The 17,313-nt window shown below is 66.3% G+C and carries 10 protein-coding genes; 8 read left to right on the forward strand and 2 right to left on the reverse strand.

What is annotated here, in order from left to right:
* The first annotated feature begins 298 nt into the window (after window positions 1–298).
* From A3862_RS01165 to A3862_RS01180, 4 genes are all read left to right on the forward strand, one after another.
* A complete protein-coding gene (locus A3862_RS01165; protein WP_043755141.1) occupies window positions 299–3,568 on the forward strand; it encodes an efflux RND transporter permease subunit in 3,270 nt (1,089 codons plus the stop codon).
* Entirely contained in the window at window positions 3,568–4,953 is a 1,386-nt protein-coding gene (locus A3862_RS01170) for an efflux RND transporter periplasmic adaptor subunit (RefSeq protein WP_100793879.1), read from the forward strand. Before A3862_RS01165 ends, A3862_RS01170 begins: the two co-directional genes overlap by 1 nt.
* 176 nt (window positions 4,954–5,129) lie before the next feature.
* On the forward strand, window positions 5,130–5,810 hold the full coding sequence (locus tag A3862_RS01175) for a response regulator transcription factor (protein WP_043347627.1): 681 nt from the start codon (window positions 5,130–5,132) through the stop codon (window positions 5,808–5,810).
* A complete protein-coding gene (locus A3862_RS01180) occupies window positions 5,797–7,182 on the forward strand; it encodes a sensor histidine kinase (RefSeq protein WP_043382161.1) in 1,386 nt (461 codons plus the stop codon). The genes A3862_RS01175 and A3862_RS01180 overlap by 14 nt, the downstream gene beginning before the upstream one ends.
* A 66-nt stretch (window positions 7,183–7,248) precedes the next feature.
* Here A3862_RS01180 and A3862_RS01185 read toward each other — a convergent pair whose 3' ends face one another.
* Window positions 7,249–7,542 carry a hypothetical protein gene (locus A3862_RS01185; protein WP_043755137.1) on the reverse strand — a complete coding sequence of 98 codons (294 nt, stop codon included), beginning with the start codon at window positions 7,540–7,542 and terminating at the stop codon, window positions 7,249–7,251.
* 720 nt (window positions 7,543–8,262) lie between these two features.
* Window positions 8,263–9,861: a porin gene (locus tag A3862_RS01190; RefSeq protein WP_043347634.1), complete on the reverse strand. Its 1,599-nt coding sequence runs from the start codon at window positions 9,859–9,861 to the stop codon at window positions 8,263–8,265.
* Window positions 9,862–10,709: 848 nt separating this feature from the next.
* Between A3862_RS01190 and A3862_RS01195 the strand changes: the two genes are divergently transcribed.
* The 4 genes from A3862_RS01195 to A3862_RS01210 all read left to right on the forward strand — a co-directional run bounded on the left by A3862_RS01195 (window position 10,710) and on the right by A3862_RS01210 (window position 17,265).
* Window positions 10,710–12,470 (forward strand): ethylbenzene dehydrogenase-related protein, encoded by a 1,761-nt coding sequence (locus A3862_RS01195; RefSeq protein WP_111473147.1) that lies wholly within the window; start codon window positions 10,710–10,712, stop codon window positions 12,468–12,470.
* 14 nt (window positions 12,471–12,484) lie between these two features.
* Window positions 12,485–13,522: a 2Fe-2S iron-sulfur cluster-binding protein gene (locus A3862_RS01200; RefSeq protein WP_111473148.1), complete on the forward strand. Its 1,038-nt coding sequence runs from the start codon at window positions 12,485–12,487 to the stop codon at window positions 13,520–13,522.
* Window positions 13,523–13,693: 171 nt separating this feature from the next.
* A complete protein-coding gene (locus A3862_RS01205) occupies window positions 13,694–14,407 on the forward strand; it encodes a PstS family phosphate ABC transporter substrate-binding protein (protein WP_236961653.1) in 714 nt (237 codons plus the stop codon).
* Window positions 14,404–17,265, forward strand: a complete 2,862-nt coding sequence (locus tag A3862_RS01210) for a putative bifunctional diguanylate cyclase/phosphodiesterase (protein WP_111473149.1) — start codon at window positions 14,404–14,406, stop codon at window positions 17,263–17,265. Before A3862_RS01205 ends, A3862_RS01210 begins: the two co-directional genes overlap by 4 nt.
* Window positions 17,266–17,313 lie beyond the last annotated feature (48 nt).

The raw sequence follows: 17,313 nt of genomic DNA on the forward strand, positions 1-17,313 counted from the left end.
CAAAATACCTTTTAATTTTCGACCGGCGCGCCGCCATCGGCGTCCGGTGCCGCAGCACATCGCCGGTATGGAGCCCGGCGATCCTTAAGAGAGCTCGGGCGTTTTTAATTTCTTGAAATCCGCTTTAGATTGTCGTGTCGAATTCATTCGAAGAGTGTTTCGGCGATAGCTATATCTTTTCCGCGCCGGGCATTCGCCCTGTGTTCTCTCTGAAAACGAGGCATGATCTGCTCGATGTTCCCGCGGCCCGGCCGCCCGGGACGCGAGCCGGATCGTGATGGAAGATCCGACAGGTCACATGGAACTCGTCCGGTTCGCCCTGAAGTTTCGCAAGAGCTTCTATGTTCTTGCCGTCCTGATGTTCCTCGCCGGCGTCGGCTCCATTGCCGTGGCCCCCAAGGACGTCCTGCCCGCCGTCGACATACCGGTTGTGGTCGTGGTGTGGACCTACAACGGCCTCGATGCCACCGACATGGTCCAGCGGATCACGAATTACAGCGAGTTTTCGCTGTCGAGTAACGTGAACAACATCAGGCGGATCGAATCGACCTCGATCCAGGGCACCGTGACCGAGCGGATCTACTTCGATTCGGCGGTCAGCATCGATCTGGCAATGACCCAGGTCGACTCGGCCATGAACGCGATCCGCTCGCGCATGCCGCCGGGCGTGCAGCCCCCGGTCATCATGCGCTTCTCCGCCTCCTCGGTGCCGGTCATCCAGATGGCGCTGTCGTCATCCAAGCTGCCGCTCACCAAGGTCTTCGACTACGCGCAGTACCGGACCCGCCGGCGGCTCGCCGAGGTGCCGGGCTCCACGCTGCCGTCGCCCTATGGCGGCGCGCCGCGTCAGGTCATGGTCGATCTCGATCCCGCCAAGCTGCGCGCGATCGGCATGACGCCGCTCGATGTCCTGAACGCGGTCCTCAAGCAGAACCTTGTGGTGCCCTCCGGGCTCGCGAAGATCGGGACGCAGCAATACACCGTGCGCCTGAATTCGAGTCCGCAGCTGGTCGATCAGCTCAACCGTATTCCCATCAAGGTCGAGAACAACCAGCCGGTTCTGCTGCGCGATGTCGCCCATGTCCGGGACGGTTCGCCGCCGCAGATCAACATCGTCCGCGCGGATGGGCACCATTCGGTCCTGCTGCAGGTCCTCAAGAACGGCGCGGCCTCGACCCTGGACGTCGTGAATGCCGTCAAGGGCGCCCTGCCCGACATCCACGCGGCCGCGCCGAAGGGCATGACGATCACGCCGCTGTTCGATCAGTCGGTCTTCGTCTCGGACGCCATCTCCGACGTGGTGCGCGAAGCGGTGATCGCGGCCGGCCTCACAGGCCTCGCGATCCTGCTGTTCCTGGGGTCGTGGCGCTCGACCATCGTGGTGCTCGTCTCGATCCCCCTCTGCATCCTCACCTCTCTGTCGATCCTGGTCGCCCTGGGCCAGACCATCAACGTGATGACCCTGGGCGGCCTCGCCCTGGCGGTGGGCATCCTGGTGGACGATGCCACCGTGGCGATCGAGAACACCTACCGGATGTTCGAGGAGGGCTTCTCGTTCAGGCGCTCCGTGGTCGAGGGCGTCGCCGGCATCGCCAAGCCGGCCCTGATCTCTACGCTGGCCATCTGCTCGGCCTTCTCGGCGGTCTTCTTCCTCACCGATGCGCCCCGCTACCTCTTCGTCCCGCAGGCCGAAGCGGTGGTCTTCGCGATGCTGACCTCGTACCTGCTGTCTCGGACGCTGGTGGCAATCCTGATCGACGTCCTCGTCGCACCGGAATACGCGCAGCATCACGGCGGGTCGGAGCCGGGAACCGAAGAGCTCGCGGCGCCCCGGCGCCGCTCGGTCATCAGGCGCGTGCTCGGCTTCGCGGTGCGACCGCTCGTCTGGGCGTTGCGGTATCCGGTGCGCGGCGCCCTCGCCTTCCGGGCGGCCTTCGAGCGGGGCTTCGCGCGGTTCCACGCCGGCTATGTCGGACTGCTCTCCGCCGTGATCAGCCACCCGGCCCGCTCCCTGGTCGGCGTGATGGCCGTCTTCGCGGTGACCGCGGCGATCTTTCCCTTCGTCGGGCAGGATTATTTCCCGCAGATCGAATCCAGCCAGATGACGCTGCACATCCGCACGCGGCCCGGCGAGCGGATCGAGCAGGCGGAAAAGACCTTCGCGCAGGTCGAGGACGTCGTCAGGCAGGTCGTCCCGAAGGACGAACTCGGACTCATCCTCGACAATATCGGCCTACCGGCATCGAACTACAATTTCGCGTTCATGGACGCCTCCTTCGTCGCCTACAACGACGGGCAGATGCTGATCAACTTGAAGGGCGAGCACAAGCCGATTTCCTTCTATGAAAAGCGCCTGCGCAAGGTTCTGCACGAGGCCTTCCCGGACGACATCTTCTACTTCCAGCCCTCCGACATCATCACGCAGATCCTGAACTTCGGAACCGTCGCCCAGATCGACGTTCAAGTGTCCGGACGTCACGACGACAAGGACTTGGCCGTGGCGCGGGATCTCGTCCGCCGCATCGCGGCGGTCCGAGGCGCGGTCGATGTCCACCTGCACCAGATCGTCGACGCGCCGCAGATGTACGTGAATGTCGACCGGAGGCTCGCTTCCGAAATGGGCGTCAGCGAACAATCCATCGCTCAGAATCTGAACGTCTCGCTCTCCGGCTCATTCCAGGTCAGCCCGAACTTCTGGGCCGATCCGAAGTCCGGGATGCCCTATCAGCTGTGGGTCCAGACGCCGGAATGGCGCAACGCCGATATTCATCAGCTGATGAATACGCCGGTCTCCGTCCATGCGAACGGGCAGGACAAGCCGGGCATTCCGATCCTGCTGTCGAACATCGCCACGATGCAGCGGCAACCGGAGCAGACGGTCATCAACCACGTCAACCAGCAGCCGACCCTCGACATCCTCGCCAACGTCCAGAACGCCGATCTCGGCAGCGTGCGCAACGCCGTCGACCGGATCGTCGCTGACGAACAGGCTCAGCTCCCGGCGCCGGACAGGATCCTGGTCCGCGGCCAGATCGAGAGCATGGAGAGCGCGTTCTCGCGGATCGAGCTCGGGCTCGGCATCGCCCTTGTGGCGGTCTACCTGCTGCTCGTCCTGAACTACCAGACCTGGGTCGATCCCTTTGTGGTCATCGCGGCGCTGCCGCTCGCCTTCTGCGGCATCGTGATGAGCCTGTTCATCACCAGCACGGCGTTCTCGATCCCGGCCCTGTTCGGGGCGATCATGTCGGTCGGCGTCGCGAGCGCGAACTCGATCCTGCTCGTCACCTTCGCCAAGGAGCATCGGGAAGCCACCGGCTGCTCGGCCCGCGAGGCCGCCCTCATGGCCGGGCATACCCGCCTGCGGCCTGTGCTGATGACAGCGTCCGCCATGTTCCTGGGCCTGATCCCCATGGCGATCGGCGCCGGCGAAGGCGCCGAGCAGAACGCCGCCCTCGCCCGCGCGGTGATGGGCGGGATCGGGATGGGAACCGTGTCGACGCTGCTGTTCGTCCCCCTCCTCTACACCCTGCTCCGGCGTCAGCCGATCAAGCCCCTCGAGGATTATTGATGACCGCTTTCACCGACCCTCCCGAAGCCGGCGCCGAGCCTGCCGCGCGGGCGCACCAGCACGCGCTCGAGGTCGATCCGCTGCGGCGGGACGAGGCCGGGGAGACCCTGGCCCAGGCCGCGCCACCGCCGCCGCGCAAGCGGCCCTTCCTGGTGGCGTTCCTCGCCCTCGGCAGCGCCCTCGGGCTCGGCGCGTGGCACCATTGGGACGTCTATCAGGCGTCGCTGGAGACCCAGGCCGAGGCCGTGGACTTCGTGCCTACGGTCCGCACCGGCCCAGCGACCGTGGATGACGGGCCCATGCGGCTGACACTGCCGGGGCAGACCGAGGCGTTCGACCATGCCGATATCTTCGCCCGTGCCACCGGCTACATCGCCGAACGCAAGGTCGATATCGGCTCGCGGGTGAAGAAGGGCGATCTGCTCGTCCGCATCGCCGCACCGGACCTGGATCAGCAGGCCCGGCAGGCGGAAGCCCAGCTCGGTCAGTTCAAGGCCCAACTGGCGGTGGCGCAGGCGGACGTGGAGCAGGCCAAAGCCAACGTGACGCTCGCCAACGTCACCGACGCGCGCACCGCGACCCTGGCCGGTCAGGGCTGGGCGTCCAAGCAGAATGCCGACCAGACCCGCGCCGGCATGCTGACGGCCACGGCCTCCCTTGCCGCCGCGCAGGCGAAGGTGAAGGTCGCGGAGGCCAACATCACCGCGCAGCAGGCCACCGTCGAACGGCTCCGCACCCTGACGACCTTCGAGAACGTGGTCGCGCCCTTCGACGGCATCATCGTCGCCCGCAAGGTCGACGTCGGCGACCTCGTCCAGGGCGATGCCGGCAGCGGGACGCCGCTCTTTTCGATCGACAGCATCGATGTCCTGCGCGTGACCGTGCAGGTGCCGCAATCGGCGGCGGTGGGCATCCATGATGGCGTGAAGGCGCGCGTTCAGGTTGCGCAGATGCCGGATCGCACCTTCGCGGGCACGGTGTCGCGCAGCTCGGTCGCCCTCCAATCTTCGGTCCGGACGCTCGACACCGAGGTGGACGTCGCCAATCCGGAGGGAACGTTGCGACCGGGCCTCTACGTCGCCGTGACCTTCGAGGTCCCGCGCATGCACCCGCGCGTGGTCATCCCGTCCGAGGCGCTCATCTTCGACGCAGGCGGAACGCAGGTCGCCGTGGTCGGCACGGACGACATTGTGCATCTCCGGCCGATCACGATCGCGCGGGATCTCGGCACCCGCCTCGAGCTGCGCAGCGGCCTCAGCAGCGGTGAAATGGTCGTCCTCAATCCGCCTGCCGACCTGCGGGAAGGCGGCCGGGTCGTTCCGAAAGGCCCCACCGCTTCCCGCATCCCCACAGCCAAGCTCTCCGAGCAGGCGAGCGCGGAGTGAGGCGCATGGTTCAGATCCCGCGCTCACCTGTAAGCTTTGCCGAACCGATGATGCAGAGCGATAGCCCCGAGCCGTCCCCATTTGACTCCGGAACCGAAGAGGATATTTCCGGCACCTCCTCCGAGCTGCAGGAGACCAAGCAGAGCCGACGAATACAAAATAAGAAGGAAAAACGGATGGCCAGCGTATTGGTGGTAGAGGACGACCGGCGGGTCGCGGCCGAGATCGGATCGGCACTCGCGGAATACGGATTTCAGGTTGACGAGGCCCCAAGCGGCAGTATCGGATTACGCAAGGCCCTCGACGGTAAATTTGACGTGATCGTTCTGGACCGGATGCTTCCGGAGATTGACGGCCTGTCGCTGCTGACCAAGCTGCGCGCCGCCAAGGTGTCGACGCCGGTCCTGATCCTCAGCGCCCTCTCGGCCGTCAACGAGCGCGTCGACGGCCTGCGCGCCGGCGGCGACGACTACCTCGCCAAGCCGTTCGAGTTCATCGAACTCACCGCCCGCGTCGACGCGCTGGCCCGCCGCAAGATGGCCGCCGAGGCGGTCAACGAACTCGTCGTCGGCGACCTCCGCCTCGATCTGATCGACCGCGTCCTCTACTGCGCCGAGCGCGAGATCGAACTCCTGCCCAAGGAGTTCGCGATCATCGAGTTCCTGATGCAGAACGCCGGCACCCTCGTCAGCCGGAAAATGATCTTCGAATCCGTCTGGGGCTACAGCTTCAATCACCAGTCGAGCGTCATCGACGTCCATATCGGCAAGATCCGGAAGAAACTCGATCCCGACGGGCTCAACCCCCGCATCCATACCGTGCGCAACACAGGCTTCATCCTCCGTGCGCCTGCTTGAAGTCCGGCGCACGAGCGGCTTCCGGGTCGCCTGCCTGTTCTTCGCGACCTTCGGAACCGCGTCGCTCGCGCTGTCGGCCTTCCTGTACGTCGACACGCGCAGCTACGGCCGCAAGGCCGCGTTCGAATGGGTGGGATGGGAGTCGAAGCATCTTCTGGGGCTGTCCCCGCGCGCGCTGCGCGAACGGATCGACGCCTCCGAAGATTTCGCCGAAGGCGGCCGCCCGCTGGTGCTGTTCGGGCCCGATCAGACGCGCCGGGCCGGCGCACCGATCCCCTTCCCGGTCACGGCGCCGGTTGGCCGGCCGTTCATCCTGTCACAGCCGACGGATCACGGCACCCGCGCGCTGTTCAGCCAACTCACGGAGCTGCCGAGCGGCGAGTATGTCCTCGTCAGCCGGTCTGCCAAGGATCTGGAGACCCTGGAAAAGGCGCTGGTCGAGACCTTCGTCTGGGGCATGATCGCCACCATCGTCATCGGTCTGATCGGCGCCGTGGTCTTCGGGGCCGGCTCCCTGCGGCAGAACGATGCGATCACCAAGGCGGTGGAGCGCATCATGCGGGGCGATCTGAGCGAGCGTCTGCCGACGCGCGGCGTCTCGGCCGACCTCGCGCACCTCACGCGTGTGGTCAACGACATGCTGGATCAGCTTCAGCGGCTGATGCTGGAGATCAAGGGTGTCAACGAGAACATCGCCCACGACCTGCGGACTCCGCTGACCCGGGTGGTCGGCACGCTGGAACGGTCGCTGCGCAAGGCCGACAGCGTCGAGGCCTTCCGGGCCTGCAACGAGGACGTGCTTGCCGAGGTCAAGTCGATCGTCGTGCGCTTCTCGGCGCTGCTGCGGATTTCGGAGATGGAGGACCGGCTGCGCCGATCGGGCTTCACCGAGGTCGATCTCGGGCGTTTGCTCGAGGACGCCGTCGAGTATTACGAGCCGCTGGCCGTGGAGCGCGGCATCCGGATGCGCTGGGAGCGGCCGGACGGGCCCTGCCTCGTGGAGGGTGATCGCAGCCTGATCTTCGAGGCGGCGAGCAACTTGATCGACAACGCCTTGAAGTTCACCCCGGCCGGCGGAGAGGTCGCGGTCACGCTGCTCCAGCATCCGGCGGGCATCCGCGTCGTCGATACCGGCTGCGGCATCCCGGCGGACGAACTCAGCGCGGTGCGGGCGCGGTACCGTCGCGGTGCCTTGAAGACCGACAAGAGCGGCTTCGGGATCGGCCTGAGCTTGGTCGATTCCATCGCGCGGCTCCACAGTGCCACCTTCGACATCGCCAGCGACGGCGCCGGCTGCTGCGTCACCTTCCGATGGGCCCGCACGGTCGCGAACACGCCGTCCATCGACCTTGTCCCCGCCCCCGCCCTGTAGCGCCGCCGCGCCCGGCCTCTCCCGTCATGAGGAGCGCCGGGCGCGCGGAGCCTCCGATGCGGCGTCTCAGTAGGACGACCGCCCGTGTCGACGCTCGCGGGTGTTGTAGCGGCTCCACTGAGGATTGGCCGGGACCGTCCCGATCGAGGCGGGCCGCTGAACGGCCGCGCTGTAGCCAGTCGCGCCTTCCCACATGCCGCCGGCTTTGTCGTTGCCCTCGGAGGCGGACCACGCGTCGAGACCGCTGCCGTTTGTCCGGATGATGAGGCTCGGATCGATCGACGGACCTCCATCCTGCGCGAACGCCGGAGCCGCGATCAGCATGGCGCCCATGGAACAGGCCAGGACAATGCTCTTCATGATAATCTCCCGTCTTTGGTCTGTCGCGAACCGGCGACGTGAGTAATACATGCAGCACAGACGGTTTAAATGCTATATTTTATTGCAGAATAATTCTTTCGCTCTTTGTTTCGGCTTCAATCTTGAAAGGATTTTTGAATTTTTGACCTTGGCGAAGGCGGAGTGCAGCGCGAACGGCGTTCGAGCCCGCCGCGCCGGGATCGCGGACGCGACCCTATGCACGGATTTCGCTGGCATGTGGGTCGGTGGACGAGTCGACGGCTGTTCGGGCCGCCCCCCCCCCCGACGGTCGCGCAACAGGTCTGGACGGAATGAAGGGCCGTGCGGGGTAGCGCTCGACGGCCTGCAAAACCCGGTCTTTGACCCGGGAGATGGTGCAGGAGATCGCTCATCTGGATGCCGGCCGGCGTCGAACATGAAAAAGCCGACCGGTTACCCGGTCGGCAGAGTCTTTGGGTCTGAAGCTTTGGATCAGGTCGGCCCTGCCCTGGTACCCGGGCCCGCCGATCTGAAACCGTAGCATCTGCTCGACCGGAGGCGAAGCGAGCCGCCGAAGAGCTGTATTAGTTGTAGCTCATTCCGCGTCAGTATCAATTAAAAGAAGTTTTATTTGCCGAACAAAACCGAAAATTCCCAATCGTCTTCCGGTCAAACAAAAGCCCAGCCGAATGGCTGGGCTCAAAATTTCTTGTTGTGAGTGGTTGCGCGCGTCGCTGGCGCTCAGAAGTCCCGCTGCACACGGAAGCGGAACTGGGCCGCATCCTGAGAACTCACGTAGCGCAGCGCGTTCTTCGAGATGTCGGGCGTCACACCATTGTTGAGGGCGGTGCGGATGTACTCACCCTCGACCCCGATATCCAGGTCCTTCACCGGAGTCCAGATCAGGCTCGCGCCGGTGATGATCTGGTTGTTTCCTCTCAAGACAGGGCTTGTGGCGAAGGCCAGGGCATTGGAGGCGCTGGCGCCGGCCGGCGCGAAGCCGAAGCCCAGGAGGCCGAGGGCATTGCGGCCCTTCGAATTGTAATCGATCTGAGCGTAGCTTCCGAAGAACGCCGACCGCCAGGCCGGTGACCAGTAGTGAAGCATCGACGCGACGGCCGAAAATGACGTCGACAGCTCGAGACGGCCCGTGGTGGGGTTGAGGACCGCATCGGCGTAGTATTGGGCGAACGAGCCGCCACCCACGGGCGCTGCGCCGAGGGCATCGTACGGAGCCGTGTAGTTCGAGATGCCCGTATAGGCGATGGCACCCTGCCCGTAGGCGCCCTGAAGGTACAGCGTATCGCCCGTCGCGATGAACGGCAGATTGACCTTCAGGCCGCCCTGAACCGCCCATCCATAGGCGTTCGACGCGCGTCCCGTGGGCGATATGCCGAGACCGGTGGTGGCCGTGGTGATGCCCCCCACCGTGCTTCCGGCATCGCCCGCATTGATCTCGTGGACGGCGGCCGACACCTGGGCGGATCCCCAGGCCTGATCGATGCGTGCCACGCCGATGAAGTCGGGCATCCGGCTTTTCTGGGTCACATCGACGAAAGCCACGTTGCCGGGACCAACCACGATCGGCGCGAGGAAGGTCGCGGGCGTGAACGGGTTGAAGGCGTTGCTGTAGCCCGCGAACCCGCCGCCCGCCGTGAAGGCGCCGACAGCGGCCCCAGTGCCGAAGATCGGGAAGCGGCGATAGACCGGGTCTTCCATAGAGGCCGTCAGGGTGACGCCGTTCCCGAGCGTCGCCGAATAGGCGAGCAGGTTCGTGCTGAACGTGTCGGATCCGGCCGTTCCGCCGATCAGCTCGAAGTCGTGGGCATAGAAGTCGAAGAACGAGGAGGCGCGGCCCGCGGTCAGGCCGGCGAACTGAATGAACGCCTTGTCGGCGTTGATGTAGGTTTGCGTGCGCCCGAACGCGTCGGCGCCGAGTCCGGCGATCGCCAAGCTCTCGCGCTGCCGGGATCCGGAGGTCAGGAACGGGCCGCTGCGGTTGGCGACGTCGACCCGCAGGAAGGCTCTCAGGGTTCCATAATCGGTCTGGGTCCGCGCATCGAGATTGATCCGCATCAGGCCCAGATATCCGGTCAGGTCGCCACCACCGCCGGTGCGGACTTTGCTGGTCTGATACAGGAAGTCATACCGCGCCCTGCCGGATATGCGGAGGCAGGTATCAGTGCCGGGAATATAGAAAAAGCCCGCTCCGTACGCGTTGCAAACGCGCACGAATTCGACTGGCGCTGACTTCAGGGTCGGCAAATCTGCGGCTTGTGCGCCTGCAATCGGAAGCATCAGAGCTGAAGAGCCCAGTAACAGCGCCTTGATTTTGGTCATGGTGTCCCCGCATCCGACGCCGTGGCCATGGAGGTGCCAGCGTCAACCCAATGATCCGCGTTCACGCGCGTGCGGGATGACCGGCACGATGCAACGTCGCGGTGTTTTGGAGATTTGGCCGGCCTATCGATCGGCAGCTTGACCGTATCTATCCAGTAATGATTTTACAAATAAATTAGACTTGTATTTTTCAACTACAATTCGGTTCCTTAAATTTGTTTTTGTATCTGAATCTTGAAACGACGACGAAGCGCGGGGTTTTGCGGTTGCGAGGTTTCCGCGGCCAGGCAAGGTCCTACTCAGGGGGAAGCCGCGGACGGGATCGCCGATCGTCCGGGTGAGCGGCGGCGCCACGGCGCCTGTCCGTCGTCGCGATGTCACGCGCAACCATCGAAACGGATCGCCGTCCGCGCCCCGCGTTCCCGCCGGCGGCCCCATCGGTCCGGGGAGACCGAAAGCCTCTGCGGTCATGCTCTCGAGGGAGGCGCTGACGCTCCTAAGCGTGCATTGGACCGAATGCCGTGCCGATGTCGCTCGATGGCCGGCCCGCCCTACAAGCCGGACGGAGCAGGCCGGCAGGATGCGACATGGATCCGCCGGCCATTGCCCGCGGGCATCAGCGGACCCCGAATGGAAACGATGGCGCAGCCGATGCGATCGGTCGCCGAACCGCGATGGCTGGACCGTTTCGCCACGGGCGATTCCGTCGATCGCTCAGGACGGCGCCGTTAAGCATATCCGCGAGGAATCTGGGATTTGAAAGCTCGGCCATATCGCCGGGTGTGTTCTATGATTTACAAAGTCCTAACGCAGGTCGGATAAATTGCGCCGATTGAGCGGAGGATCGAATGTCGGAACCGCTGACCCTCGCGCCCCATCCGCCTCGTGGCGCCGCGGCACCGTCCGAATCGGGCGTGCGCCTCGACCGGCATCCCCGCTCCGATACCGGCACGATCGTCATCCATTGGATCGTCGCCGGCGCGATGGTTGCGAGCCTGCTCACGGGCCTGCGCATCTCGGCCGACGCTCCTGTGGCGCGCACCGCGAAATTCCTGGCCCCGTTTCTGCCGCAGGGCGAAGTCTGGACCGTGCACTTCGTGGCTGGTCTCACCCTGTTCTTCGGGATCACAGCCTATCTCGTCTACCTTGTGCGCGGACGTCTCACGGATCGCAATGGCCTGTCCCGGCTCCGCGCGCTCCGCGTCAGCGGCCGGAGCAAGGCGGCGCGGAAGGCGCGGTGGGGTGGCGTCAACGTCGCCCTGCACTGGCTGATCTATGCCGTCACCCTCGTCCTGACCGGCACCGGCATCGCGCTCTATCTCGGCTATGGCGGCTGGGTCGTCTGGCTGCACGCCACCTGCGCCCTGGGCGCGCTGGCCTACATCGCCATCCACACCCTCGCGCATTTCATGTATGGCGGGCTGTGGCAGCTCCTGCGGCTCTTCCGCCCCGCGCCCCTGGCGGACGGGGCGACCCGCCGCCGTCGGCCCTTGCTGGCGGCCGCAATCGTCGGCCTGCCCGTGGTGGGTTTGCTGGCCTGGGCAGATCTGACGGGTCGCTCCACCCTCGTGGTCGACAAGGTTTCGGTCGGGCCCGACCTGTCGAAGCTCCTCGACGATCCCGTCTGGCGCACCGCCCGACCGGTTTCGGTCCGGACGATGCAAGGCGCCAATTTCGGCGGCACCGGCGAGACCACCGTGGAGATCCGCGCGGTGCGCGACGGGGCGAACGTCTACTTCGCTTTTCGGTGGTGGGACCCCTCGCGCTCGCTGAAGCGCGTCCCGATGATCAAGAAGGCCGACGGCTGGCATCTCCTCGACGCGGACGCCGCCAAGGCGGACGTGACCGGATACTACGAAGACAAGCTCGCCGTGATCTTCTCGCGCTCCGATGCCTTCGGCAGCGGCGGCTCGACCCATCTCGGTGCCCGCCCCCTGCCGGACGCCCCCGCGCCTCTGAACGGCCGCGGCTACCACTACACCACCGACGGCAGCTACATCGACATGTGGCAGTGGAAGGCGGCCCGGGGCGGCATGCTGGGCGTCGTCGAGGACATGCATATCGGGCCGCCCACCGAGCCGACCGCCGCGGAGCGGGCTGTGAAGGGCCGCTACCAGGCGGGCTACTGGGGCGATCCCGGCACAAGCACGTACCGCTACAATTTCCGCTTCGAGGGCCCCGGTGGCTACGAAGGCGCCGTCGAGCCGCTGCGGCTGCCCAAGGACTGGCGTGCCACCGTGGCCAGGCTCGGGACGATCGATCTAGGCCTCGATGCCAGTACCGCGCCGGGCTCGGCGTGGTGGATGGTCGAGAAGACCGAGACGGTTGCCTACTCGGCGGCCGGCGACGCAGAGATACCGGTCGGGACCGTCATGCCGGGTGTACTCATGACCGACGGCTATTCGGGCGATCGGGCCGGAATCTCGGCGGCGGCCGACTGGGCTGACGACCATTGGACCCTGGTGGCCTCGCGCAAGATCGCGACCGGCAGCAAGTACGATGTCGATTTCCTGCCCGGCAGCAAGTTCTTCCTCTACGTCTCGGCCTTCGATCACACGCAGACCCGCCACACGCGGCACATGCGGCCGGTCGAAGTCCTGCTGCGCTGACGCGGGATCGCAGCATGACCGATCGCGTCTCCCTCGTCGTCAATGGCCGGCCCATCAGTGCCGGCGCCGGACAGACCCTCCTCGACGCGGGTCTGGCATCCGGCCAAGCGATCCCGCACGATTGCGCCACCGGCCAGTGCGACACCTGCCGGGTCCGGATCCATTCCGGCTCGGTGGACGATGCCGGGACCCGCATCGGCGACACCGTCCTGGCATGCCGGGCGCGCCTGACCGCGGACATCGCCATCGAATTCGACGAGGTTCCCGACGTCGTGCGGCGGGCCGGCATCGTGGACAGCGTGGTCGAGCTCACTGCCGAGATCGTCGAGGTCACGGTCGCGTTGCGCAAGCGGCTGATCTATCTCCCGGGACAGTACCTTCGCGTCTCCTTCGCCGGCCTGCCCGCCCGCGACTACAGCCCGACCCTGCGCGTGGACGGATCCGGCGAACTGAACGAATTGATCTTCCAGATCCGCCGGCAGCCCGACGGCGTGGTGTCGCCGCAGCTCGGCGGACGGATCGGACGGGGAACCGCCGTGAAGGTCGAGGGTCCGTTCGGAACCGCGTTTCACAGGTTGGGGCGCGGCCGTCTCGTCGTCGTTTCGTCCGGCGTCGGCTTTGCGCCCGCTTGGGCCGTCGCCCGGGCGAGCCGCCTGCGTGAGCCGGAGCGCGACCTGCTCGTCGTGGCCGGCACGCGCGAGCCGCAGAATCTCTACATGCGTCCGGCCCTGGAATGGCTGCGCGACCGGGGGGCGGCGACGATCTTGACGTGCAGCGGTCGCAACCCCCCCTCCGACGCCCGAGCCGGGCGGCCGACCCTCCATCTGCCGAGGCTCACACGGGACGACACGGTTCTGGCCGCCGGCGCCCCCGAGATGGTCGCGGCGGTGCAGTTCCTGGCGGCCGCGACCGGTGCGACCTGCTACGCTGATCCGTTCTACGCCGCGACACACAAGCCGGACCGGAGCCCGCCGTCCGACACGAACTTCTTCCAGCGTTTTCTCCAGCGCGTGGCAGGTAATCGGACCGCTAAAACGGATCCGGTCGCCTAGCGGATCGTCAACCACATCTTCAAAGCAACCTAGTTGGTGACTCGAGGTTAAGCATTCGAGACGCATTCTGCGGCAATGGGCCCCATATTCGCGAACGTTCGAAGCGCTACCGCGCTCGCCATTCTCCTCCTGACCGCGTCGACCGGCGTCCGGGCGGAGGATCTCCCGATCGTGGGTACGGGCGACGGGATCGAGATGCTCCAGGCCGTCGCCGATTCCTACAATGCGGAGCATGGCCAAGCCCGCGTCTCGGTTCCCCCGAGCATTGGCTCCGGGGGGGCCGTGGCGAGCGTGGGCGGTGAGCGCCAGAAGCTCGGGCGGGTCGCGCGTCCGCTCACCGAGACGGAGAAGGCGCAGGGCCTCGTGGAGGTGCCGCTCATCCGAATTCCGTCGGCCATCTTCGTTCATCGCGGTGTCGGCGTGGCGACGTTGACGAGCGCGCAGGTGGCCGCGGTCTTCTCGGGCGGGATCGACAACTGGAGTGCCCTCGGCGGGCCCGATCTGAAGATCCGGGTGGTCCGCCGCGAGGAGACCGACAGCACGCTGTCGGTGCTCCGGGCGACCATGCCGGGCTGGCGTGATCTCGTCCTGACCAGCCGCTCGAAGACCGCGACCACCACGCAGGACGCGATCGCGACCGTTCGGGATACGCCCGGCGCCATCGGATTCGGCCCTTTCTCTCCGAATCTGGCAAGCGATTTCACGGTTCTGTCGATCGACGGCAGGGCGCCGCGTGACCCGGGCTATCCCAGCGCGGTGACCTTGGCGCTCATCTACAAGACCGCCACGAAAGACGCGGAGGCGTCGGCGTTCCTCGCCTTCGCCACGTCGGATCGCGCCGGGCAGCTGATGGCGGAGCGGGGCGGCGCCCCGCTCAAGCCGTGACGGGCACCGTCTTCTCGCGATCCCTGCGCGCGCGCCTCGTCGGTGCGACGCTCTCGACGGCCGCGATCGCACTCGCGGCTCTCGTTTTCCTCGTGGTTCTCCGCTCCGAGCAGACGTTGCGCGAACAGGCGCAGGAAGTCACGACCTGGTCCGAAACCCAGCTCTCCGATCGCCTCCTGAGCGATGCCAAGCTCGCCGCGGCCCGGCTCGCGATGCAGCGCGAGGATGTCGAGCGCCGCTTCGCCACCATGGCAAAGCGCTGGGATGTGGTGAAGGCTGTGTTCTCCGGCAACACGGTGGCGGCGTCGGAGCTCATGCGGCCCGCCCTCGCCCTGGCGGATGTCGACGGGGCGATCGCCTTCGACGTCAACCTGCGCGCCCTCACCGCCGACCGCGTCGATGCGGATCTCCTCGCCGCCAATGCGGCCTTCGGGACGACGGCCGTCGCCACCGCGTTGCGCGCCGTGATCGCCGGGAACGACCGGGAGCACGCAAATGGGTTTGTGCTGACCCTGCGCTGGGACGAGGGCCTCGCGAAGGCGCTCGCCGCCGAAGAGTCCGGTGCGGTCGCCGATGTCTTCGGCCAGCCGCTGTTCGACGAGTTCGGCGACGTGATCGGCGGACTGGTCGGTTATCGCGTCCTGCGACCGCACGAGCCGACCCTGACCGCCTTCGCATCGCTGAGCGGACGCGACGTGCTGATCCTGTCGGGGCAAAGCCTCCTCTCCTCGGCCGGTGCCGACGTCGCCGACGCGCGGCTCGGCGACATCTCGGGCGCGGATCTGCACGCCGTCGTCGGGGCCGAGAAGGTCGCGCGCTGCCTTCCTCAGCCTCCGGATCTCCGTCTCTGCGTCGCGGCGCCGCTGCGTGAGTTGCAGCAGCTCACCGGAAAGGTCGTCGGCATCGGCGAGGAGAGTTCCCGCTCGCTCCTCAGGACGCTCAGCGTCGTCGCGGGCCTGACCCTATGCCTTGTCGCCCTGGTCCTGCTCATCCTGTCCAGCCGGATCACCCGTCCGCTGGTGCGCATCACGCAGACGGTGTCCGAGGTGGCGCGCGGGAACTGGCACGTCAGCGTGCCCGATATCGACCGCGCGGACGAGGTCGGCGACATCGCCCGCGCCGTCGTCGTGCTCGAACATTCCCTGTCGGAGCGGGATCAGCTGCGCGACGACGTCTTCCGGCAGAACACGATCCTGACGGAGCGCGAGCGGCAGCTGCAGGAGCAGAACGAGCGATTCGATGCGGCCCTGAACAACATGTCCCAGGGCCTGTGCATGTTCGGCGCCCATGGTCGCCTCAAAGTGTTCAACGCGCAGTTCTGCCGGATCTACAATATCGCTCCGGATGCGCTCGAAGCCGAACCGACGCATGCGGATGTCCGCCAGCTGGCCGGTCTTGCGGATTGGTCGGGTCCGGAGAGCCGCCCGCACCGGCGGTCTCTGACCAGGACGCTCGCGGACGAGCGATGCGTCGAGATCACCGTCGAGCCCATGGCGGATGGCGGCTGGGTGGAAACGCATGAGGACGTCACCGCGAGCGTGACGGCCCAAGCCCGGATCGCCCATCTCGCGACCCACGACGCCCTGACGGGTCTCTCCAACCGGGCCCTGCTTGCGGATCGCTTGGCCGCGGCCTTGGCAGGCCATGCGCATGACGGCCGGGCGGTGACCGTGATCTGCCTCGACCTCGACGACTTCAAGGGGATCAACGACACCCTGGGCCACCCGGCAGGCGACGAGTTGCTCCGGCAGGTCGGTCGACGCCTAACCGTGCTCTGCCCGCCCGGCGGCACCGTTGCGCGGCTCGGCGGTGACGAATTCGCCATGGTCCTCTCGGAGGCGGATTTACCGGCCGGCGTTCTCGCGCTGGCGGATGAGGTCCTCACCCAGCTCAGGCGGCCGTTCATCCTCGCCGGACAGTTCGTGTCCGTCGATGCGAGTCTCGGGCTCGCGGTCTCCGCGGCGGACGATGCCGACGGCGACGATCTCCTGCGTCGCGCCGACGTTGCCCTCTATGCCGCCAAGGCCGACGGTGGCCGGCGCGTCCGCGTCTTCGAGCCGGAAATGGAGGAACGCCAGAATCAGCGACGCTGGCTCGAACGGGAGTTGCGGCTGGCGATCGGGACCGACCAGATCGCGCTGCATTATCAGCCGCTGTTCGATCTGGCGACGAACGCGGTGACCAGTTTCGAGGCTCTGGCCCGCTGGCATCACCCGGAGCGGGGCATGATCTCGCCCGGGGAGTTCATTCCGGTCGCCGAGGCGACCGGGCTGATCGACGCCCTCGGCGCTTACGTCCTGCAAAAGGCCTGCGCGGACGCGATGGGGTGGCCGGGCAAGCAGCGTGTCGCCGTCAACATCTCGCCGATCCAGTTCCGCGAAGGCAATCTCGACCGGTTCGTCGAGGAGGTTCTGCGCACGACCCGACTGCCGAGCCAGCGGCTCGAACTCGAGATCACCGAATCCGTGATCCTGAGCCAGGATCAGGCGAGCTTCGATATGCTGACCCGCCTGCGTCGCCTGGGCGTGCGATTCTCGATGGACGATTTCGGGACCGGCTACTCATCCCTGAGCTCGCTGAACACCTTCCGCTTCGACAAGATCAAGCTGGATCAGTCGTTCGTCCGGAATCTCTTGGAGAAGGACGAGGCGGCTGCCATCGTCCACGTCGTTGCCGAACTCGGTCGCAGCCTGAAGATCACCACGACGGCCGAGGGCGTCGAGACGCCGGAACAGCTGGCCCGGCTGCGGGCGAGCGGATTCTCGGAGGTTCAGGGCTATCTGCTGAGCCGGCCGATCCCGGCGGCCGACGTACCCGACTTCATCAACACGCAGAACGCGTTGAACGCCGCGGCCTGAAGGCGCCCTGTGTCTGACGGCCCTCAGCGCTCGGGCGGTTCGCGCGCG

This window comes from Methylobacterium sp. XJLW, from assembly GCF_003254375.1.
Classification (GTDB): domain Bacteria; phylum Pseudomonadota; class Alphaproteobacteria; order Rhizobiales; family Beijerinckiaceae; genus Methylobacterium; species Methylobacterium fujisawaense.

What these genes read in the sequence shown, in the direction of transcription:
- A3862_RS01185 (WP_043755137.1), bottom strand. Translation starts at nt 7,542, where the DNA reads ATGAAGAGCATTGTCCTGGCCTGTTCCATGGGCGCCATGCTGATCGCG.
- A3862_RS01170 (WP_100793879.1), top strand. Translation starts at nt 3,568, where the DNA reads ATGACCGCTTTCACCGACCCTCCCGAAGCCGGCGCCGAGCCTGCCGCG.
- A3862_RS01200 (WP_111473148.1), top strand. Translation starts at nt 12,485, where the DNA reads ATGACCGATCGCGTCTCCCTCGTCGTCAATGGCCGGCCCATCAGTGCC.
- A3862_RS01175 (WP_043347627.1), top strand. Translation starts at nt 5,130, where the DNA reads ATGGCCAGCGTATTGGTGGTAGAGGACGACCGGCGGGTCGCGGCCGAG.
- A3862_RS01190 (WP_043347634.1), bottom strand. Translation starts at nt 9,861, where the DNA reads ATGACCAAAATCAAGGCGCTGTTACTGGGCTCTTCAGCTCTGATGCTT.
- A3862_RS01195 (WP_111473147.1), top strand. Translation starts at nt 10,710, where the DNA reads ATGTCGGAACCGCTGACCCTCGCGCCCCATCCGCCTCGTGGCGCCGCG.
- A3862_RS01165 (WP_043755141.1), top strand. Translation starts at nt 299, where the DNA reads ATGGAACTCGTCCGGTTCGCCCTGAAGTTTCGCAAGAGCTTCTATGTT.